This is a genomic window from Mesorhizobium sp. Cs1321R2N1 (genome assembly GCF_037179725.1).
In the GTDB taxonomy this organism is placed as follows: Bacteria; Pseudomonadota; Alphaproteobacteria; order Rhizobiales; family Rhizobiaceae; genus Mesorhizobium; species Mesorhizobium salmacidum.
Map to the genome: position 1 here is coordinate 19,699 of NZ_JAPYKP010000036.1, position 20,836 is coordinate 40,534.

Genomic DNA, 20,836 nt, shown 5'->3' on the forward strand with positions numbered 1-20,836 from the left:
ATCTCACTGACCACGCTCTAGCCTTACGATTATTGGGTAAACCTGTAGCCAATGAGGTCTCTTGAGCGATGACAAGTGGGTTTTCGAACTCTTCGGATGGCACTGGTATCGAAATTCCCGAGTTAATGGCAGGTGTCGTCCTCGTAGGGCATGGTGGGTTCGACATGCTGGAGTACCGCGATGATATCCCGGTACCTAGGCCAGGCCCAGGAGAGGTTTTGATCCGCGTTGCGGCCGCCGGCATCAACAATACCGACATCAACACGCGTATTGGGTGGTATTCTAAGGGCGTGAACAGCGCCACAGAGGCAGGCGCGACCCAAGGTTTTGAAAGCGTGCAGGACGCCGACGCAACGTGGTCCGGCGTTCCGATGTCATTTCCGCGCATTCAAGGAGGCGACTGCTGTGGCCGCATCGTCGGTGTGGGCGAGGGCGTTGATGCAAGCAGGATCGGTGAACGCGTCATGGTGCGAAATATCATTCGCACCTATGCAGACTTCAAACCTCTCGAAGGTTGGGTATTTGGATCAGAATGCGATGGGGCTTTCGCCCAATACACCAAAGCGCCTTCACACGAAACCGACAAGGTCGAATGCAATTGGAGCGATGTGGAGCTCGCATCCATGCCTGTCGCCTATTCAACGGCCGAAGCCATGTTACATCGTGCCGGCGTCAGGCGAGACGAGCATGTGGTCATCACCGGCGCCTCAGGCGGTGTCGGATCGGCTGCGATCCAGCTGGCGAAACGCCGGGGCGCGATAGTGACCGCGATAGCGGGGGCTAACAAACTAGAGCAGCTGCGCGAGCTTGGTGCCGATCGAGTCGTCCCGCGTGGCGAAAATCTGGTCAAAATCATCGGCAAAGAGGTGGCCGACGTCGCTATCGATGTCGCCGCGGGACCTGGCTTCGGAGCGCTCCTCGACGTCCTGAAGAAAGGCGGACGTTACGCGGTCGCCGGCGCTATTGCTGGGCCAATCGTCGAGCTCGATGTGCGGACATTGTACCTAAAAGATCTCACCTTTTTTGGGTGCACTTTCCAGCCTGACGAAGTGTTTACGAATCTCGTCTCTTACATCGAAAAAGGTGAGATTCGACCGTTCGTAGGCAACACCTATCCCCTCAAGGATATTGTCAGGGCGCAGCAGGACTTCCTGTCGAAGCGTATTTCCGGGAAACTGGTTCTCGTCATACCCCAATAGAATTGGATTTTCAAAATGCCAGATCTTAAGATTGCGAGCATCGACGTATTCAAGGTCGACCTGCCCTACTCTGGAGGTGTCTATCTGCTGTCAGGCGATCGTGAGTATACGACATTCGATGCAACGATGGTCCGTATCACGACCCAATCTGGCCTTGAGGGTTGGGGTGAAAGCACGCCATTTGGCTCGAACTATGTGGCGTCTCACGCTCTGGGCGTCCGGTCTGGGATTGCGGAAATTGCTCCTTGGCTTATCGGGCTCGATCCTAGACGTGTGGACCGCATCAACGATGCGATGGATGCGGCACTTCTCGGCCACGAGCATGCCAAAACAGCGATCGACGTCGCATGTTGGGACGTTTTCGGCAAGTCCGTAGGTCTTTCGGTTTGTGAATTATTGGGAGGGCGGACCAATCTCAAAATGCCCCTTATTTCGTCTATCCGCATGGATGAACCCGAGAGCATGCGCCGTAACGTGGCTGAGCACCGGGCAAGGGGCTATCGCGGTCATTCGGTAAAAATTGGCGGGGAGCCGGCCGAGGATGCCGCTCGCATTGCGGCGGCGCTGGCTGACAAAAAAGCAGGCGAGCATTTTATTGTCGACGCTAACGGGGGAATGACGGTCGAGACCGCCCTCCGTCTGCTTAGACTTCTCCCGCATGGACTGGATTTTGTTCTTGAGGCGCCCTGCGCGACATGGCGCGAGTGCCTCTCGTTACGCCGGCGTTCGAACGTCCCGATGATTTTCGATGAACTTGCAATGAGCGACTCATCAATTATTCAATTGGTCGCCGACGATGCGGCAGAGGCCTTTGGGCTAAAAATCTCCAAGAACGGTGGTTTGACACGGGGTCGTCGTCATCGCGACGTTGCAATCGCAGCTGGCTACACGATGAGTGTGCAGGACACGATCGGATCAGCTATCGCCTTTGCGGCCATTGTTCAAATGGGACAGACGATCCCGGAAAAATATTTACGCTGCGTCGTCGACCTCCGGGCCATGGTTGCCCTGACAACGGCTGATGGAAACTTTGACATCATCGAAGGACGTGTGACCGCACCGGACACGCCAGGTCTCGGGATCACGCCGAGGCTTGAAGCTTTAGGCGAACCAGTCGCCAGCTACTCATAGCGCGAACGCTGGCGATCAAAGTTCCGTCCCCCGGAAAGGTCGATATGCCTCAATCGTCGGGCCCCCTCCCAATAAATCAAGTCAATGCCAGGTTTACGGCGTACGACTGCCACTGCGAGGGGGATGTGGAGAAAGTTGTCGTCTCGGGGCTTCCCAAATTGCCCCCGGGCACCGCTTTCGAAAAAATGAAGTTCTTTCGGAATCACCACGACGATCTGCGTCGGTTCTTTCTTCGAGAACCCCGCGGGAGCATGATTCAGAGCGTCAATTTCGTCGTGCCGACCGACAATCCCGAAGCGGTCGCTGCCTACATCATTGCTGAGGCCGAAGAGTATCCTGAGATGTCAGGCGGCAACACGATTAGCGTGGCAACCACTCTGCTTAAAACCGGCATCGTGTCGATCACCGGTCCAATAACCCGGTTCAAACTTGAAGCTCCTGCAGGTCTCATCGAGATCCAATGCGACACGTCAGGTGGCAAGGTAGGTTCGGTCCGGTTCACAAACCAGCCTGCCTTTGCCTACTGCATCGGCCGGACAATTCATCTGCCGGACTTCGGCGACTTGAACGTGGACGTTGGGTACGGGGGCATGACGTATGCCATCGTAGACGCACGCCAGTTCGGGTTCGAACTCCTTGCGTCGGAGGGGCGGCGGCTCAGCGACCTGGGACAGAAGATCAAGTCTGCGGCAGCCGCGCAAATACCTGTGACCCATCCGTTGAATGCCGAATTACCTGGCATCACCCAGGTTATGTTTGTGGACCCCATTACACGTACCTCACAAGGTGTCGAGTCGAAGAACGCAGTGATCGTCTCGCCCGGCCGAGTTGATCGCTGCCCATGCGGGACAGGAACATCGGCACGGCTCGCCGTCATGTATGCAAAGGGAGAAATTGATGTGGGGCAGTCCTTTGCCCACAGGTCATTGATCGACTCGGTGTTCACAGGGGAAATACTGAGCACGACGATGGTCGGGCCCTACAGCGCCGTCGCCACGGCAATTGGCGGGCGCGCGTGGATCACTGCAGAGTGCGTCTACATGCTGGAAGACGATGATCCTTATCCTACGGGGTACGCGATCTCGGACACGTGGCCGGAAATGCACCAAGATGCGGGTCGGACCTAAATGGCTTCAACGCAGCTGAGGGTTTGGACATGTTTACGCGATTTTCTGACGCTTATGTTCATGGCACCGGTCAATATCGGCCCAGATCGGTGTAGCAGCGTTGTTATCGGAGGCGGAGTAATCTGGATCGACAGCTGGTCACCGGGCAACACTGATAACATCGAACGTAAGGCGTAAGACCAATTTCATAAGTATATCAATAGTTAGCTTGGATAATAGGACTTATATTAAATTGTGCGCTTCTAACGGCTTTGCGAGCCCCTCACCGTCCGTCAAAGGTGGAACGATCGCAATAGGCCGGCTTAGCGAGATGCCTGCCCGGCGAGGCAGATCGTCAGCCCGCAGAGCTTCGCCAAAGTCAGCGGCTCATCGAAGAAGAGCCAGGTCACAGCAATCCGGCGTTAAATAGAGCACAGTTCCAACGTGAACCGCCGACGAGCGCCGCAGGATACATCCAGTAGAAGCTAAAGGCCACAAGGGTCGAGAACACGATAAACCACGCCACCACAAACCAGAACGCAGGATCTTGGAACGGCGGTCGTAGACCCACGTCGCCAAGCGCGAACAGCATGAACAAGGCTGCGCAAAAACTGCTTTGGATGCCTATGGACGGCAGGATTGGCGTGGCATCATTGGTGACCTTCGCGACCAGCGTTGCTGCAACCAAGCCGAACGTTCCCACGGCGAGGCCGACTGGCCTCCGTAGCTGGCGATCGAGACCCCTGCAAATGCGGTGGCAAGGCCGATCCATTGCCGGGGGGAAACATACCCTCGCCCAGCACTGGTCCCGCCAGTGCGGCGGTCAGAAGCGGTTGCGTTGCGTAAATGATCGAGACTGTGCCTGCCGACATCCCCATTCCGACTGCGACTACGACACAGCCAATCTGCATAAACATGCCGCAGACACGACACCGTTCAACCAGGCGGCGGGGAAGCCGCCTCCCCTGGCGACGTGTCCGATCGATGCCGGCGCAAGCAGCAGAGCCACCAGCAGAAACCGCCAGAACAAGACGAGGTAAACCGACTGGGTCTCGGCCGCGAGCCTAGCTCCGACATACCCGGAGCTCCACATGGCGACGAGGCCAAGATCCAGTAGCGTGAAGGGATGCCGCCTAATCATGCAGGGGCGCCTATTCGCGTCCCGCGCGCCATTCCCTATAGGCCAGGTTCAACCGAGCCCCAACATCGACAAACGGACGTGGGGGCAACGTCTGCGGCTTAGCAAAGGCTTGGAAGATGTCGCCCAGTCGCGACTGATGTCCAACCATGAGCTCGGCGGCGGCAATGCCTGCGGCGGTCGACTTGGTCCCGCCAATGCCGTTGCACGCGCAAGCTGCGAAGATGCCGGGAGCGACTTGGCCAAAAAGGGGCACCGTGTTTCGCGTAAGCGCCATGGCGCCCCCCCACCGGTACTGCATCTTCAAACGGCGAAGCGTCGGAAACCGATCTGCGAATTTGCGGTCGTGGAGATTCCCTGCTCTCTTAATTGTGGCGTCACTCGCTTCAATCGTGGGGTGATAGGTGTAGCGCGAGCGGATGAGAATGCGGTCGCCGTCCGGGCCGTTGATGCGCCGCACCGTCGTTCCCATGGGAGACGAGGGCGTGGCTCCCCATTTGCGGAGACCGCCCAGTACGGCGGGATCAAACGGCTCACTCAGCGAGGCGTGCGTAAAAACGTGGAGAAGCTCGCCGCGACCGAATCCAAAGCTCTCAGCATGGCCGTTGGTCGCCAATACAACTCGCCCAGCCCGCACCTCTCCCTTTGGGGTCTTGATCTTGCAGCTGCCGGGAGACGTTTCGATCGCGAGCGCCGGCGTCCGTTCATAAAGTTTGACCGGCTCTTGAAACACGGCGGCCACGGCTCTTACCAAAGCCGTCGGCTGCACCATGACCGCCCCAGGCGTGAATAGCCCCGATTTGAAAGCTGGCGTGCCGGTAACCTTCTCGATGTCGCCTCGATCCAGAAGCTGGTTTGGTTCGCCTAGTGACTTAAGTTGCAAAGAGTAGGCTTCAAGGTGCTCCGTGCCGCCATCTGTCATGGCCACGCTGTATTTGCCGCTTGGGTCGAAAACATCGCTGTCCCACCCTTGGGCCTCTGCGAGCCGTGCATATTGCTGAATCGCGGTTCGAGCCACAAGGATTTCATCCCGGCTTTTGGCAACCGCGTCAGCCCCGAAGCTACCTGATGAGATGTCATGCGGCAGGTCGATGAGGAATCCAGAATTGCGACCGCTAGCGCCGTGGCCGACTTCGTCAGCGTCAATGATGGCAATGGAGAGCTTGGGATCCAGTTCGGTGAGGCGCACGGCGGCTGACAGGCCCGCAAACCCTGCGCCAATGATGGCGACGTCGACAGAGACTGCACGATCGAGCTCCGTCGTGGGAGCCCTGGCTGGGAGCAAAGCGTCCCAGCCGGACTGGGCGCCATGAGACGGGAGGCGACGTGAACGATAGACTTTGCTGGCCATTATGCCGCTTCTTGTTCAACCAGAGGGCCAAGTGCGGTACGAAGGGCGGAGATGCGGTCCGCTGAGAGCGGCCGAAAAGGCTTCCTGGCGCTGCCGCCCCCATAGCCCGTGATCTCGGAAGCCGCATAGACGCTCGGTACGTAGTCCCCGTCCCAAAGGAGAGCCATGATTGGCTCCAGCAGCTGCCACAATGAACGGACGTCGTCCCATCTCTTTTCCTGCGCGGCCCTGACGATGGCGACACAGGTTCGCGGGGCAATGTTCGCCCCGCCCCAGATCAAGCCAGAGCAGCCAGCAAACAGCGAGAACGGGACCAACGGGTCCGCCCCATTGATCACGTTGAGACCGGTCCCGATCAACCTGACTTGGCCGACTAGATCGCCGCTGCTGTCCTTAACAGCTTGAAATTCGGGCAGTTCGCAGAGCCTCCGGAGCAGCTGCGGTGTGATCCGCACTCCCACCGCTTGGGGCACATTGTAGCCAATGATAGGCAAACCGACCCCGGCGACTTCGCTGTAGAATTCAAAAACGCTGTCGTCGTCCGACGGGCCCTCGAAAAATGGCGGCAGCACCATTACTCCGTCTGCCCCGACCTCCTTGGCAAATCGTGTTCTTTCGACGACGTCGGCCGTAAGGAGCGCGGAGGCCTGGGCTACGACTTTCGCCCGGCCCGCAACGACGCGCGCACCGCGTTCAACCAGAGCCCGCGACTCCTCCGGCGTCAAGTAGGCGTGCATCCCCGTACCGGAGCTGAACACGAACCCGTCGACGCCGACCGCCAGGTGGCGTTCGATGAGCTCCTCGAACCGCACGAAATCGATGCGGCCGTTTGCGTCAAAAGGCGCAGTGATGGCCAAGTTAAGGCCGGAAAAGGCGAATGGAGACATCTCAGAAACCTTCATTTGAGCCGCTCAAGTCGATCCAGAGCGTTTTGGTCTGGGTGTACTGATCATGTGCGTGCAGGGACTTATCCCGCCCGCCGAACCCCGACTGCTTGTAGCCACCGAACGGAGTCGAAGCGTCCCCCTCACCGTACGAGTTTACCGTGACGGTACCTGCCTTGAGCGCCCGGGCGGCCCGCAGTGCTCGCGTCCCGTCCGCGGTAAATATCGAGGCCGCGAGTCCATATTCCGTCTGGTTAGCGAGCGAAACGGCCTCAGCTAGCGAGTTGACGCCGACCACGGACACTATCGGGCCGAAGATCTCCTCGCGCACATGTTTGCCATCATGCTGGCCAAACTCCATGATGGTCGGCTCGATCGTGGTGCCGTTGAATGCCTTTCCACCTGTCACCACCCTGCCCTCGCCGCCGAGATAGCCACTGACTTTTCCAAAGTGGGTCGCAGAGATCAGTGGCCCGATGCGGGTATCCGGATCCAGAGGGTCGCCTACCGTCCATGACTTTGCCACGTGGGTGAGCTTCTCAAGAAGGCGGTCCTTTACGTTGTTATGGACAAAGACCCGCGATATCGCCGAACAATTTTGACCCATGTTCCAGAACGCCCCGTTACCGATATGGGCAGCCACAGCGTCGAGATCTGGCACATCATCCATGACAATGCACGGGTTCTTGCCACCCATCTCAAGCACAATCTCCTTCAGGTTGCTTTCCGAAGAGTACTTCAGGAAGCGGCGCCCAGTTTCGGTCGAACCGGTGAACGAAACGGCGTCGATATCAGGATGCCGGCCGATCGGTTCCCCAACATCCGGACCGTCGCCGGTCAATACGTTGAAAACGCCTGCAGGAATGCCGGCGTCCAGGGCCAACTCTGCAACCCGCAAAGTGCTAAGTGACGTCTCTTCGGCGGGCTTGACCACGATGGTGCAGCCAGCGGCAAGTGCCGGACCGATCTTCCAGGCAAGCATCAGCAGGGGAAAATTCCAGGGGAGGACCAGGCCAACAACGCCGATGGGTTCGCGTACGATTAGGCCGAGCGTTGCGTCATTGGCCGGGGCGACTTGATCGTAGATCTTGTCGACAGCTTCGGCATGCCACCTGAGGCTGTTAACCGCCTCGGGCACGTCGATATTGATGCAGTCACTGATGGTTTTGCCGCTGTCCAGGCTTTCCATCAGGGCGAGCTCAAGCGCATTGTTTTCGATGACGGTGGCCAGCTGGAGGAGCACCTTCTTCCGGCTGGCCGGCGGCAGCTTTGACCACCGGCCGTCTTCGAAGGCCCGTCGGGCCGCTGCGACGGCCTTGTCCACGTCCGCTGAGGACGCAGCTGGTAGCTCCGCCAGAACTTCCCCTGTCGCTGGGTTGAGGGTTGGGAAGGTTTTGCCCGAAAGTGCCGTGACCGCTTCCCCGTCCACAACCATTTTGGTGGGCAGATTGAGTGCGCTTGCCTGCGTCTTGTAGTCGACTTTATTCAGCATTTCTGTTCTCCCTCGTGTCCAATGACACTGACAATAACTAACCTTCCAGTTCGCCCTGCATGCCGCTCGGCACCGCGTAGAGCGCGACGTCGCTGCGGAACACTTCAAGATGAGCGCGCACCACCTCGCCGGCGCGCTCTGCATCACGGCCCTCGATGGCATCGATCATCTGATCGTGCTGTAGGGCCGCGGTCTCCTGATCTCTTTGAATTCGCGGGCCGCCGTTCTGGCGGTAAAAGATTTTCCCAATCCGCGCATGGTCGATGAGCAGCTTCTTAAGGCTGGGCAGCAGGTATGGATTGTGTGCCATCCTCCCGATGTTCAAGTGGAACTGGTGATTGAAAATTACCCTGCTCTCAACGTCACCGTCCGCTATGGATTGCTGAAATTTGCGCTGCGTATGCTTGAGGACCGCAAGGTCCCCCGCATTGTGGTTCAGCGCCGCGAGCTTCGTCGTTCCGACGTAGATCATGGGCGCAACGATCAGGAAGTTCCGCAGGGTTTGATAGGACATGACGGATACTCGGGCCGCACGATTGGCCTCGAGGTCGACATAGCCTTCGCCGGCCATCTGACGCATGAGTTCGCGCACTGGTGGACGGGAGAGTCCGAATTCCTCGCTCAGGGCGACCTCATCCAAAACTGCCCCGGGCTCGAGCTGCATCGTCAGAATGCGGTGCGCCAAGGTTTCAGCGAGAAGGCCTTTGCGGTCGGTCGTGGCTGGCTGCTCATTAAGGTTCATGGGTGGTCCTTTTTTCAAGGATAGACATATTGTAGACAAAGATCATCAGTCAAGATAGGAAACATGATATTCCTTGGGAACGGCGGCTTGTAAGTGTCCTGGTCGCCATTGGCTGGAGCATGACTGTGTTTCATTCATCCCCACGTGGCAGGCAAGCGACCTCCGTCCCGTTGAAGATCGGGTTCATACTAGCCCGCTCATTTACGTTGACCGCGTTCGCCCTGTTCATAGATGCGCTCCGCCTTGCTAGCGACGAAAAGGACCGATCCGGCAGGGTCAAGGCTGACTGGGAGGTGTTGTCGGCCACCGGGCACCTCGTTAGCGCGAGTTGCGGTATACAGGTGTCGCCGACGTCATCGCTTCAAGATCCGATGGAGTTTGATTACATCGTTGTGGTTGGGGGCAGGTTGTCCGACAGCCAGGCAGTCGACAGTCGGACCCTACAGTATCTTCGGGAAGCCGCCCTGCGAGGCGCGTGCCTGATTGGGGTTTGCACCGGGACATTTATCTTAGCGGAAGCCGGCCTCATGAGCGCGCATGAGACGTGTGTGAGCTGGCTGCATTACGTTGACTTCCGAGAGCGATTTCCTGAGCTCCGGGTCCAAGCTGACAGAATCTATAATCTGGATGTCATACGGGGGTCATGTGCAGGAGGCAGCAGCACAGCCGACTTGGCGGCGGCTTTGGTGCGGCGTCATATCGGTGAGGCTGCCGAACGTAATGCGCTTGACGTCCTGCAAATCGACAGGGTCCGCAGTGCGCAGTGGGTACAACCGCGCAGACCGCTCGAGCTGGAGATCCGGAATCCAAAGCTTCGCGCTGCACTGATTTTGATGGAGCAGAACGTCGAGAGCGTCCTGTCGATTTCGAGACTATCCGCCGCATTGGGCGTTTCCAGGCGACAACTCGAACGCCTGTTTTTTACCGAACTGCAAAGCTCTCCCGCGCTCGTTTACACGCGCATCAGGCTTGAGCGTGCCAAGCAGCTCCTCCGGACCGGCAATGCGGCCCTGATCGACGTTGCGGTCGCCGCGGGCTTCGAGAATGCCTCACATTTCGGCAGAGTCTTTCGGACCGCATATGAACAGTCGCCATCAGCTTGGAGGCGGTCGGAGGGTGGCGAGCCTCCATCAGATGCCGAATGTGGAGAAGTTACAGGGTCGGGGGATACCCCCCAAGGTGCTGTTCGAAGGGAGACAAATTGGCTCCAAACTGTATGATAGGTTTCTGGATAGGCTTTCGGCCCGTGAATGGCTCTGGTTTGGTGACAAAAATTCATGTCTAATTATCGACGGCTTCCGTTGAGCGCTCTTCGCGCTTTCGAGGCTGCGGCACGTCATCTCAGTTTTACCAAAGCTGCCAATGAGCTCTCCGTGACCCAGGCGGCAGTGAGCCGCCATATTCTCACCCTTGAGGACCACCTCGATATCCAGCTCTTCAACCGGGGCAACCAGAAGGTATCCCTGTCTCCCGCAGGCGAGGAGCTCTTCGAAGCGGCCACGCTTAGCCTGGCGCATATTGCTGCGGCCTTCGACAGCGTGAAAAGGAGGGAAAAGGCGCGACGGCTAACTGTCGGCATGCCCATGTCGTTCGCTACACTCTTTATGAGCCACCGCATCGGTGATTTCGTGGCGAACAACCCAGATGTCGACCTCCATCTGGTTTCTCTTGAGCGCAGCCCGTCGCCGGCTACGGATGGTTTTGATGTATCCGTCGTTATGGGCTATTTGGCGCGGCCAGGCTTTACTGCCACAGAGCTTTTCGGGGAGGAAGTTTTTCCCGTCTGCAGCAAGTCCTATCAGCCCCACGCGCCAATTGTGACGCCTGAGGACCTCGTCAACGAGGTCCTCCTCGTCATGGATGATCAACACTGGTCCGCTTATCCATGGTCGCCCTTTGACTGGGTCCATTGGCTGGGCCAGTTCGGCGTTTCATCCGATTTTAAACGCGTCATTACGTTCAACAACTACCCTACGATGATGCAGGCTGTGATCAGAGGTCATGGGATCGGGCTAGGCTGGCGTCATCTGGTCAACGATTTCCTGAATGAAGGCTCCCTGATCCGGCCCCTGCCGGAAAGCTGCCTGACCGGGCGGAAACACCATCTGGTCATACCTGACACGGCCATCGACCGGGAAGACGTCCAGATTTTTCGCAACTGGCTATTGGCCCAAGTCGCAGACCTCAATCCTGTGCCCACGCTAACAGACACGGGTATCGAAACAGCCGATTTTTCGCAGCGCAAGGGATCGGGGCGCTGACGCGCGCGATAACATTTAGTCTTGGGGCGCATGACTTTTTATACCGTTGTACCGCAAGCGCCCCATCGCTAGCGTTTCGGCAACGTTAGGAGGGAATACCCTCATGCTGGGCTGAGGGCCTGGTGGAACATGGGAGCCAAGCTTCGACGCATATCCTACGGCGGGCAACTGCGCGAATACATCATCGCGGTAAAAGTCCTCGTATGGATAACCCGCGCGGCGACCAATAAGCCCGGTGAAAGGAAGTTTAGTGAAGCCTGAAGATATTCTGAACCCGTTTAAAAGCTGGCATCTACCGTTTGATAAGTGGGTCAGTGACGGTTTGGGGTGGGTGGTACAGAACTACCGGCCATTTTTTCAGAGTGTCAAATGGCCCATCGACCAACTTTTGACAACACTCGCAGCGGTTTTGAATGGAATTCCACCCATCATTGCCATAGTTATCGTTGGTCTTATTGCTTGGCAGATTTCCGGTTTGCGGCTGGCTGTCCAAACGGCAGGACTCCTGATCATCATCGGCCTCCTCGGCATCTGGGGAGAAACCATGACCACGCTCTCTCTCGTTTTTACGGCGGTCCTTTTCTGCACGATCGTCGGTATTCCGTTGGGAGTGCTTGCGGCGCGGAGCGCACGGACGGCCGCGATCTTCAGGCCGATCCTCGATACGATGCAAACGATACCGTCATTTGTCTATCTCGTCCCCGTTGTCATGTTGTTTGGCATCGGCAACGTGCCGGGCGTGATCGTAACCATCGTTTTCGCCTTGCCGCCGGTCATAAGGCTAACCACGCTAGGTATCCAACAGGTCTCGGAGGAAGTGGTCGAAGCAATGCGTGCCTTTGGCGCCTCGGACAGTCAACTTCTCTTCAAGGCGCAGCTGCCGCTGGCGTTGCCTAGCATTTTAGCAGGCGTCAACCAGACCCTGATGATGTCGCTGGCGATGGTTGTGGTTGCGTCGATGATCGCCGTCGGCGGCTTGGGACAAATGGTCCTCCGGGGCATCGGCAGACTTGATGTCGGCCAGGCCGCAACGGGCGGTCTCGGCATTGTACTCTTGGCAATCATCTTGGATCGTCTCACGCAATCAGCCATGTCCAGCAGCAGGCAATTCGCCCATGTAGCTTGGTACAACCGCGGCCCTGCCGGGATCGTTACAACCCTATTCGGGACCCTCGCTGCCCGTCCGGCAAGCCGCGAGCAATTGCAAAGTGACCGGCAACAAGTATCGAATTCATAACAGGGGAGCAACAATGAACCAGTTTACAATGACTTCGGCCCTCAGGCGGCTCGCCGTCGCCGTAACTGTGATCGGCACAATAATGTTGACGTCCGGATACGTGGCTGCGGAAGCCCTCCCGGGCAAGGGCGTCACGGTGAAGCCGATGTATAACGGGATCGCCGAAGAACTATTTGAATCCTACGTGGTAAAGCTTGGGCTTGAGGATCTAGGCTATACGGTGGAGGAACCGGCGCAGTCCCAGGTTGCAGTTGCCCATGTGGCCGTCGCAAATGGTGATGCCGATTACTACACTCCGCACTGGTTCCCGCTGCATACCGCGTTTGCAAACCAGGCTGGTGGAGACGCGAAAGCCCATCGGGTGGGCACACTCGCGAAAAACTCGATCCAGGGGTACTCGATCGATAAAGCTACGGCGGACAAGTATAGCATAAAGAGCATCGATCAGTTGAAAGATCCGAACATTGCCAAGCTCTTCGATCTTGACGGAGATGGCAAGGCAGATCTCTACGGTTGTGAGCCGGGATGGGGGTGTGAGCGCATTATCGAGCATCAACTAGATGCTTACGGGTTGCGGGATACCGTAACGCATAATCAGGGCGAGTATTTCGCTTTGATTGCTGATGCGATCGAACGGATCAAAGAGGGCAAACCGGTTCTGTACTACGGTTGGACCCCTACGTGGATTAACGGCATCCTTCGCCACGGCGAGAATGTTTCATGGCTCACGGTCCCCTTCACAGCTTTGCCCGATGAACAGGCCGGAGCAGATACAACTGTCCCCGGCATAGGGAATCTCGGCTTTACCGTGAACACGCACCACGTGTTCGCGAACACGGCGTTTCTCGAGAAAAACCCCGTCGCCAACAAGTGGTTCGAGCAAGTTCAGATTCCGATCGAAGACATCGACAGCGAAAACCTGCTGATTCACAAGGGCGAAAAGTCCAATGACGACATCCGTCGGCATGCGGAAGATTGGAAGAAGGCTCATCTCGACGAGTGGAACAAGTGGATCGCTCAGGCCAAAATCACTGGCAAATAATCATCAAGGATAGACATCGTCCGGCAGAATAGCCCTGCCGGACGTTAAGCCTGGAAACCTGGAGACGAATTTTGACTGCTCATGCCATCGAATTCAGGGATGTTTGGAAGGTCTTCGGATCGTCTGCAAAATATGACTTGGCCCGGATCCAGAGAGATTTTCTGTCAAAGGACGCTCTCCTTGAGCAGCACGGCTGCGTCGTTGCGGTGGCCGGCGTTTCGTTCAAGGTCGAGGCTGGAGAGATCTTCTGCGTCATGGGTTTGTCGGGAAGTGGCAAGTCGACATTGGTGCGACATGTCAACCGGCTAATCAGACCCAGCGCTGGCCAGATTATCGTAGGCGGTGAGGACGTCAACCTGAAGTCCGAGACGGAGATGCGCCAGCTGCGGGCTCAATCGATCGGCATGGTATTCCAGAATGTGGCGCTACTGCCGCATCGCACCGTGCGGGACAATGTTGCGTTGAGTCTGGAGCTACGAGGCGTTCCTAAACGTCGCCGCTACGAGGTCGCTGAGGACAAGCTGGAGCTGGTTCAACTGGCCGGTTGGGGCGATCGTTATCCGGATGAATTGTCCGGGGGCATGAAACAGAGAATTGGATTGGCCCGTGCGCTCGCCGCTGACCCAGCCATATTGCTGATGGATGAGCCTTTTTCGGCGCTCGATCCCCTTATCCGCCGAGAGTTGCAAGATCAGTTCAAGGAGCTATCGAGCAAGCTCCGGAAAACGACCCTTTTCATCACCCACGACTTGGACGAGGCAGTGCGCCTGGGTCACCAAATCGGCGTCATGAAAGACGGCAAGATGCTGCAGATCGGCACTGCAGATGACATCATTGGAAACCCGCAGGATCCGTACGTCGAGAAATTTGTACAGGGAAGCAGCCGTCTTAAGCTCCTGACGGCCGCCTCTGTCATTTCACCCCTCAGCGGATATTCGAGTGCCGCAGGCATGGCGCTCGCCGATGCTCCAAGAGTCATGTCAGACATTGGGATAGAGGAGCTGGTCGCGCTATCAAATAAAAATGGCAATAGGCCGCTAGTGGTAACTGATGAGTCCGGCGACGACGTAGGAATCGTCACAGCATCCTCTCTGCTCAAAGGCATTGAGGACAGGATTTAGCGGCCCAACACTCCCCGACATAACCTTACTTCATGACGCGGATGACTATTTATTGTTAGTTATCCGCTGATTGCTGATCTATGCTCTAACATCAACTGAGGATCAAGCTATGTCTGCACGACCCGGTGGCCGGGACGCCCGGCAGAAGATACGTTCGGAGCGGGCGGTTAGATATATGCCCCCGATGGACCGCGGCCTGCCTTATATGGATTTGCTGAGCGCGGATGAGCTGGAGCGTCTTCATGGCTACTCCATGCAGATCCTTGAAGAAATCGGCATTGAATTTCGTGATGACGAATCTATCGCTCTGTGGCAGGCCGCCGGCGCCGACGTCAGGGGACAGCGAGTCAGGATCGACCGCAACCTCCTGATGGAGCTCGTCGCGAAAGCCCCTGAGACGATTACTGTGCACGCCCGCAATCCGGCAAAAACAGTCACCCTTGGCGGTCGAAGAACAATTTTCACTCCGGCGTACGGCTCCCCGAACGTGCTTGACCTGGAAGGCAAGCGACGTAACTCGACGATCGCCGATTTCGTGAATTTTGCGAAGCTGGCCTATCAGGCGCCCGCGATGCATATGACAGGCGGCGTTCTTTGCGAGCCGATGGACGTGGCCGTTCCCAAGCGCCATCTGCATATGAACTACAGCCTGATCAAGTATTCGGACAAAGCTTTCATGGGGGCCGTCACCTCGCGCGAGAGGGCCGAAGACACCGTTTCCATGGCCAAGATCGTGTTCGGTGACGAATTTGTCCACAACAACACCGTCACAGTATCAATTGCGAATTGCAATTCGCCGCTGGTGTGGGACTCGACTATGCTCGACGCGGTCAAAGTCTATGCCGCGAGCAATCAGGCAATCCTGTTTACCCCATTTGTGCTTGCGGGTGCCAGCACCCCGGCGAGTACCATTGGTGCGGTGGCACAGCTTAACGCCGAGGCGCTTGCCGGCGTAGCTTTCGCTCAAGTCGTCCGGCCGGGAGCTCCGGCCATCTATGGACAGTGGCTTGCCACGGTCTCGATGAAGACCGGCGCGCCTATGGCAGGAACGCCGGAAATCGACCATATGAACATGTTAGTCGGTCAGCTGGCGAGGCGCTACAAGCTCCCTTGGCGCTGCAGCGGCATGTGTTCGAGTTCCAAGCTCGTCGATGCCCAGGCGGGCTATGAGGCAGCCCGCAATATGTATGGCGTGCTGATCGCAGGCGCGAACTTTGTTCTTTCAACCACCGGCTATCTCGAGGGAGCCCTTACCCAGAGCTATAGCAAGTTCATGCTCGACGCAGAGCAGATGGTCATGTTCTACAAACTCGGACAGGGTCTGGTGAAAAGCGAGCTGGATGAGACGCTTGATGCGATCCGCCAGAGCGAGCCCGGCGGCCACTATCTCGGGACCGCCCACACGCTCAAGAACTTCGAGCAGGCCTTTTTTGTGCCCGATCTAATGGACCACGACAGTTTTGAGCAATGGTCGTTTGCAGGCGCAAGGGACGCCGACACCAGGGCGCGCGACGCGGCTGTTAAAGCGCTGAGGGAGTATCAGGCCCCCCCTCTTGACGAAGCCATTGACGAAGCGCTGCTCGACTTCATGAAGCGCAAGGAACTCCTGATCGGCGACGCAGTCCTCTAAACGACCGGCGCAGGTCGAGGAAACGGCTCAGCTCACGGCAGGTGTCGCACGATGGTGCGCTCGGCACCTGTGGCCGTGACGGAGTGCGACATGCACCAGTTAGCTGAAATCGCAGCAAGGCTGACGGGTTCACCCCGGCAAGCTTCCGAAAGGTATGGAACAAGCTGATGAATGCACCTCCCGACATGAATGCCATGAAGGCTTTGTCCTCAGTTGACAGTCACATGCGCGGTGGCGAGCCGGTAGATCTGGTCGTGTTGGTCCTGCCGGGCTTTTCGCAATTGGCGCTCCACGCGTTCATTGAACCGTTCCGCATTGCCAATGTGCTCTCAAAGCTTGCGTTGTTCCGGTGGCGCATAGGGGGACTTGACGCAGGGCCGGTCATGGGCGCGAGCGGGCTGTCGGTGGCGGTCGATATGACCGTCGATGACCTGGATGTCTGTATCGGACGCAAGGCACCAAACCACTTTGCGATCATCGCAGGGGACCTTGTGAGCCCGCGCATGCCCCAAATCACTAACGTCCTGCGGACATTCGCACGCCGCGGGATTCCAATCTCGGCACTGGGCACGGCACCCTGGCTTTTGGCACAGACAGGTCTGCTATCAGGTAGGCGTTGCACGATCCATTGGTCGAAGCTGGCCGCTTTCTCGGAGATGTTCCAACAGACGCAAGCGCGGGATGCGCTTTTCATAAAAGACGGACAATTTGCGACGTGCGCGGGGGAATTGGCGGCCTTCGACCTCGCCGTCGATCTGATCTCTGGCCATGTCAACGGAACGATCGCCCAAGAGATATGCCGGTATGCAACAGTTGATGGGCAACGTTCTGGCTCGAACCGTCAGACGGGACCAAGCGGCCTCGCGTTCGCCGGCGCGAGCGCCAAGCTGCTGATGGCAATGCGTATTATGGAAGAATACGTGGAAAACCCTTTAAGTATGGCGGAAGTTTCCCAACGCGTTGGCATATCGCGACGTCAGTTGGAACGGCTGTTTTCAGCCCACGTCGGTATGCCTCCGGTGCGTCACTACCTGCGCGTGCGTGTCGAGCACGCGAAACGGCTGATCGAAGGCTCAAGCTTGCCCATTATCGATATCGCCATGGCCTGTGGCTTCATGTCCGCTTCGCACTTCGCAAAGGCGTTTAGGACCTTTCATGGCGTGTCACCTCAGCAATGCCGTATAGCGCTACCGGCGTGGGTCGGGCCCGGCCTTGGTTGACGTAGCTATTCATGATCACCGGAGGCCCGCATTCATGGCCTAAGCTTGCCGCGCAACCGGCTGCTTTGACGGAAGGCCGGGTACCTAACCAGAATTGATTAGAGCGTCACCACGTCTGCCAGCAAACCGCTTCGGACAATCGGACCGCTGTGAGGGTCATTGTGTGACTCGCGGATCTCTGACATCGTTTCTGTCGACAGGGCGAAGCCGTTCATTCCTGCGAGGGTGCTTGCGCTGCGCAGGGCAGTGAGGAGGTTCACCGTTCTCTCGAAACATTGAACCTGTAAAAGCTAAACCGCGATCCTGGGTCTTCCCGACGCGACCGCCACCACCTGTGCCTCGATAAAGAGACGCTGACCTTCCACGGTCGAAATTCGATATTCGGTGGTGACCTCAATCTCGGCGCTGTCGGTGCCCGCATCCCTAGCGGTCGCTGCGACGAGTGCGCGGACATCCGCCTCTGCGACCGCGATGGCCGAGGGCTCATCGAGAAAATCGTGAACTCTACCCCCTGATGCAAGACGAAAGAGCCCCTCTTTGGGTTGGCTGACCTGCGCCTCGGCCAACACCCGCACCTGGCCGACGACTGCGCCCAGCGCATTGGCGACATCGGTATCTTCCGGCACGACGCAGTCGTTGCCGATTAAGGGGGGGAGGCCCGCGTAGTGCAGCGGTGCCGAGGCGCCGAGGCCTATGACCGGCCGGTCGAGCGCGACGGTTAAGCGGGCGATGCCGGGATGTGCGTCGACGGCGCGCTGGACCAGCGCATGTGCCACTGTCGAAGCGCCATCTAGCCCGTCCTCGGTAAAGGCCGTCTCCAGAATGACCTCGGCGGACCAACGTGTCAGCGTCAGCAGCACACGCTCCGAAAACGCCTCTGGGGACACAGCAACGGGGTGGCCGCGGCCATCGCGCTTGCGGGCGAACAATTCGGCGCCGAGCCGGGCAGCGACCGGGTCCCAATTCGCCTGCCTGCCCAGCACATGCGCAGCGTCTGACGGGGTAAAGCCGGCGACATGCACCAGTCCCCGCGACACCAGCCGATTGAGCGTGGCGTTCTGGGCGTTTGAGGTAAGAAGGTTGTCCAAAGCGACAGCCATATTGCCAATAGCCTCGTAGAGACGGCTTTCAGGCGCGGTAAGGCCAGTGGCAAGCCGGTCCGGCACGCCTGTACGCACCGCGAAGCGGCCATCCATGCGGCCCGGATTGGGGGTCCGCAATTGTCGCTCGAGCTCTCCCGTCACGGCCTCGCCATGCGTTAGGCCCGCCAGCGCCAATGGCACCAGACGGCGCGGCCCAAGCAGGACCTTTGGAACCAGCCCCCCGTCCTCTAGGGCCACTTCAGAATCGCCACCAAGGCCGAAGGTGCGCATGGCCACGGCCTCGACCATGGTGCGGAAGCCGCCGACGGTGGCACCTTCCGGATCAAGCCGCGGACGGCCCTCATCGAGCACCGCGACGTCGGTGGTTGTGCCGCCAATGTCGGAAACAACGGCGTTGTCGAGGCCGGTCATGTAATGGGCGCCGACCAGGCTGGCGGCCGGGCCGGAGAGGATGGTCTCGATCGGCCGCTGGCGGGCAAAGGCCGCCGATACCAGCGCGCCGTCGCCACGCACCACCATCAAAGGGGCCACGATCTTGCGCACTTCGAGAAACCCTTCGGTTGCCACAACCAGCCGATCGATCATCGAGATCAGCCTGGCATTGAGCAATGTGGTCAGCGCTCGACGAGGGCCCCCGAGCTTAGCCGACAGTTCGTGGCTCGCGGTGACCGGAAGCCCGGTTCTGTCGCGGATCATGTTGCGCGCGGCAACTTCATGCGCGGGATTGCGGGTGGCAAAATAGGCACAGACGGCAAACCCGGAAACCGAGGCGCCAAGTGCCGGGAGTGCCTCTTCCAAATCCGACAAGTCGAGTCCGGCGGTGTTGCCATGCACATCATGGCCGCCGGGGCAGAAAATCACCGGGTCTGTGCCAAGCGCGGCCTTCAGCCCGTCGCGGGCAAGGTCGGCCTCCGAGAAACCGATCATGACCAGCGCGACGCGGCCACCCTGCGCTTCGACCAGCGCGTTCGTAGCCAGCGTCGTTGACATCGAGACCAGTTTGACGTCGGCCGGACTCGTACCGGCTTTGCGCAACACTGCGTCGACTGCCCCTGAAATGCCGACGGCCAGGTCGTGCCTCGTGGTCAAAGCCTTGGCTTTGGCCAGCACCTTGCCCTTGTTCGGTCCCTGCTGCGGACCCTCCATTTCGGACCACAGCACCGCATCAGTATAGGTGCCGCCGGTGTCAATTCCGAGGAACACCGGCTTTGGCTTTGTCTTCGAACTCACTGCGGATAGCCGGGCTGTAAGCGCTTGTTAGAGTTGCCTCCCGGGCTGGCGGGATCCTTGTCCTTTAACAAAGGGTGCTGCGAGCAGCTTAACCTGACGCGTGCCGTCATGGAGAGCCGGCGCACCGTTAGGCCTGGGCTTTCGTCAGCTTGGCTCGGTACTCTTCGTCCAAGATTGCTGGCAGCGAAATTTTCTTGGTGCGCGCGCCGTCGACGGAGACCATTTCGCCACTGACGAAAGTGGAATCGTCACTTGCCAGCCACAGGACCGCATTGGCTATCTCCCTGGGAGCGCCAATTCTACCCACCGGATGCAGCTGACCCAATTCGCGCTCAATCAGGGCTCGATCAGGATGCATCTCAACGTAGGCACGGTTCAGATCAGTGTCGATCCAGCCCGGGCAGACGGTATTACAACGGATACTATCGGGACCAAGGTCAACAGACAGCCCGAGGGTCAGACCATGAACACCGGCTTTTGAGGCCGCATAGGCGGTGTGCCAGGGATTAACCATGTAGCCTTCGACCGACCCTATATTGACGATCGCCCCGCCACCCTGACGTCTCATTTCAGGGACGATATATTTTGCCATTAAGAAAGGCCCGCGGAGGTTAACAGCCATGAGCCGGTCCCACTCTTCGGCTGTCTGGTCATCTATCGTCTTGTGCATGACCAAACCGGCATTGTTGACCAGAATATCGATCCGCCCGAACTTGTGGAGGACAGAATCAACGAAAGTCCGGATCGACACCTCTTTAGTCACATCAAGGGTGAGAGCGGTAATCCCCTCGCCGCCAGGCGCTCCGGAGGAACGATCGTCGCGCAGGTCGCCGACGACGACAGTCGCGCCCTCTTCAGCAAGCCTCTCCGCGATTGCACGCCCTATGCCCTGATTCCCCCCGGTGACGATGGCGACCTTGCCCGATACCCGACTACCCAAAATGTCCTC

General features: G+C 58.3%; 17 protein-coding genes. 10 read left to right on the top strand and 7 right to left on the bottom strand.

Annotated features, from left to right (window positions below):
* Positions 1–125: 125 nt before the first annotated feature.
* Genes O7A61_RS12380 through O7A61_RS12390 form a run of 3 tightly spaced genes read left to right on the top strand, consistent with a single transcriptional unit; the run spans position 126 to position 3,457 of the window.
* A complete protein-coding gene (locus tag O7A61_RS12380; RefSeq protein WP_337130027.1) occupies positions 126–1,199 on the top strand; it encodes an alcohol dehydrogenase family protein in 1,074 nt (357 codons plus the stop codon).
* A gap of 15 nt (positions 1,200–1,214) precedes the next feature.
* Positions 1,215–2,330 carry a mandelate racemase/muconate lactonizing enzyme family protein gene (locus O7A61_RS12385; protein ID WP_337130028.1) on the top strand — a complete coding sequence of 372 codons (1,116 nt, stop codon included), beginning with the start codon at positions 1,215–1,217 and terminating at the stop codon, positions 2,328–2,330.
* A 44-nt stretch (positions 2,331–2,374) separates the two neighbouring features.
* Positions 2,375–3,457, top strand: a complete 1,083-nt coding sequence (locus tag O7A61_RS12390) for a proline racemase family protein (RefSeq protein ID WP_337130029.1) — start codon at positions 2,375–2,377, stop codon at positions 3,455–3,457.
* Positions 3,458–3,842: 385 nt separating this feature from the next.
* Here O7A61_RS12390 and O7A61_RS12395 read toward each other — a convergent pair whose 3' ends face one another.
* From O7A61_RS12395 to O7A61_RS12415, 5 genes are all read right to left on the bottom strand, one after another.
* Positions 3,843–4,124 (bottom strand): hypothetical protein, encoded by a 282-nt coding sequence (locus tag O7A61_RS12395; protein ID WP_337130030.1) that lies wholly within the window; start codon positions 4,122–4,124, stop codon positions 3,843–3,845.
* Between the two features lie 463 nt (positions 4,125–4,587).
* Positions 4,588–5,925: an NAD(P)/FAD-dependent oxidoreductase gene (locus O7A61_RS12400; RefSeq protein WP_337130031.1), complete on the bottom strand. Its 1,338-nt coding sequence runs from the start codon at positions 5,923–5,925 to the stop codon at positions 4,588–4,590.
* On the bottom strand, positions 5,925–6,812 hold the full coding sequence (locus O7A61_RS12405; protein WP_337130052.1) for a dihydrodipicolinate synthase family protein: 888 nt from the start codon (positions 6,810–6,812) through the stop codon (positions 5,925–5,927). The genes O7A61_RS12400 and O7A61_RS12405 overlap by 1 nt, the downstream gene beginning before the upstream one ends.
* 1 nt (position 6,813) lies before the next feature.
* Positions 6,814–8,301: an aldehyde dehydrogenase gene (locus O7A61_RS12410; RefSeq protein ID WP_337130032.1), complete on the bottom strand. Its 1,488-nt coding sequence runs from the start codon at positions 8,299–8,301 to the stop codon at positions 6,814–6,816.
* A 37-nt stretch (positions 8,302–8,338) separates the two neighbouring features.
* Positions 8,339–9,043, bottom strand: a complete 705-nt coding sequence (locus tag O7A61_RS12415) for a GntR family transcriptional regulator (RefSeq protein WP_337130033.1) — start codon at positions 9,041–9,043, stop codon at positions 8,339–8,341.
* A gap of 119 nt (positions 9,044–9,162) precedes the next feature.
* Here O7A61_RS12415 and O7A61_RS12420 point away from each other — a divergent pair, with 119 nt between their 5' ends.
* From O7A61_RS12420 to O7A61_RS12450, 7 genes are all read left to right on the top strand, one after another.
* Positions 9,163–10,263, top strand: coding sequence for a GlxA family transcriptional regulator (locus O7A61_RS12420; RefSeq protein WP_337130034.1), 1,101 nt, complete (start codon positions 9,163–9,165; stop codon positions 10,261–10,263).
* Between the two features lie 81 nt (positions 10,264–10,344).
* Positions 10,345–11,304: a LysR substrate-binding domain-containing protein gene (locus O7A61_RS12425; RefSeq protein WP_337130035.1), complete on the top strand. Its 960-nt coding sequence runs from the start codon at positions 10,345–10,347 to the stop codon at positions 11,302–11,304.
* 250 nt (positions 11,305–11,554) lie between these two features.
* A complete protein-coding gene (locus O7A61_RS12430; RefSeq protein WP_337130036.1) occupies positions 11,555–12,541 on the top strand; it encodes an ABC transporter permease subunit in 987 nt (328 codons plus the stop codon).
* Positions 12,542–12,554: 13 nt separating this feature from the next.
* Positions 12,555–13,583, top strand: a complete 1,029-nt coding sequence (proX, locus tag O7A61_RS12435; protein WP_337130037.1) for a glycine betaine/L-proline ABC transporter substrate-binding protein ProX — start codon at positions 12,555–12,557, stop codon at positions 13,581–13,583.
* A gap of 71 nt (positions 13,584–13,654) precedes the next feature.
* Positions 13,655–14,704, top strand: a complete 1,050-nt coding sequence (locus O7A61_RS12440) for a quaternary amine ABC transporter ATP-binding protein (protein ID WP_337130038.1) — start codon at positions 13,655–13,657, stop codon at positions 14,702–14,704.
* Between the two features lie 109 nt (positions 14,705–14,813).
* Entirely contained in the window at positions 14,814–16,334 is a 1,521-nt protein-coding gene (locus O7A61_RS12445; RefSeq protein ID WP_337130039.1) for a trimethylamine methyltransferase family protein, read from the top strand.
* 167 nt (positions 16,335–16,501) lie between these two features.
* Positions 16,502–17,554 (top strand): GlxA family transcriptional regulator, encoded by a 1,053-nt coding sequence (locus tag O7A61_RS12450; RefSeq protein ID WP_337130040.1) that lies wholly within the window; start codon positions 16,502–16,504, stop codon positions 17,552–17,554.
* 290 nt (positions 17,555–17,844) lie between these two features.
* Here the strand turns inward: O7A61_RS12450 and O7A61_RS12455 are convergent, their stop codons facing one another.
* Both O7A61_RS12455 and O7A61_RS12460 read right to left on the bottom strand, forming a co-directional pair.
* Complete coding sequence (locus tag O7A61_RS12455; protein ID WP_337130041.1) at positions 17,845–19,887, bottom strand: hydantoinase/oxoprolinase family protein; 2,043 nt, start codon at positions 19,885–19,887, stop codon at positions 17,845–17,847.
* Between the two features lie 127 nt (positions 19,888–20,014).
* A complete protein-coding gene (locus tag O7A61_RS12460; RefSeq protein ID WP_337130042.1) occupies positions 20,015–20,827 on the bottom strand; it encodes an SDR family NAD(P)-dependent oxidoreductase in 813 nt (270 codons plus the stop codon).
* Between the last annotated feature and the right edge of the window lie 9 nt (positions 20,828–20,836).

Bases quoted from the DNA above. Each gene is read 5' to 3' on its own strand.
- O7A61_RS12380 (WP_337130027.1), top strand. From the start codon at position 126: ATGGCAGGTGTCGTCCTCGTAGGGCATGGTGGGTTCGACATGCTGGAG.
- O7A61_RS12385 (WP_337130028.1), top strand. From the start codon at position 1,215: ATGCCAGATCTTAAGATTGCGAGCATCGACGTATTCAAGGTCGACCTG.
- O7A61_RS12390 (WP_337130029.1), top strand. From the start codon at position 2,375: ATGCCTCAATCGTCGGGCCCCCTCCCAATAAATCAAGTCAATGCCAGG.
- O7A61_RS12400 (WP_337130031.1), bottom strand. From the start codon at position 5,925: ATGGCCAGCAAAGTCTATCGTTCACGTCGCCTCCCGTCTCATGGCGCC.
- O7A61_RS12405 (WP_337130052.1), bottom strand. From the start codon at position 6,812: ATGTCTCCATTCGCCTTTTCCGGCCTTAACTTGGCCATCACTGCGCCT.
- O7A61_RS12410 (WP_337130032.1), bottom strand. From the start codon at position 8,301: ATGCTGAATAAAGTCGACTACAAGACGCAGGCAAGCGCACTCAATCTG.
- O7A61_RS12415 (WP_337130033.1), bottom strand. From the start codon at position 9,043: ATGAACCTTAATGAGCAGCCAGCCACGACCGACCGCAAAGGCCTTCTC.
- O7A61_RS12420 (WP_337130034.1), top strand. From the start codon at position 9,163: ATGACTGTGTTTCATTCATCCCCACGTGGCAGGCAAGCGACCTCCGTC.
- proX (WP_337130037.1), top strand. From the start codon at position 12,555: ATGAACCAGTTTACAATGACTTCGGCCCTCAGGCGGCTCGCCGTCGCC.
- O7A61_RS12445 (WP_337130039.1), top strand. From the start codon at position 14,814: ATGTCTGCACGACCCGGTGGCCGGGACGCCCGGCAGAAGATACGTTCG.
- O7A61_RS12450 (WP_337130040.1), top strand. From the start codon at position 16,502: ATGAATGCACCTCCCGACATGAATGCCATGAAGGCTTTGTCCTCAGTT.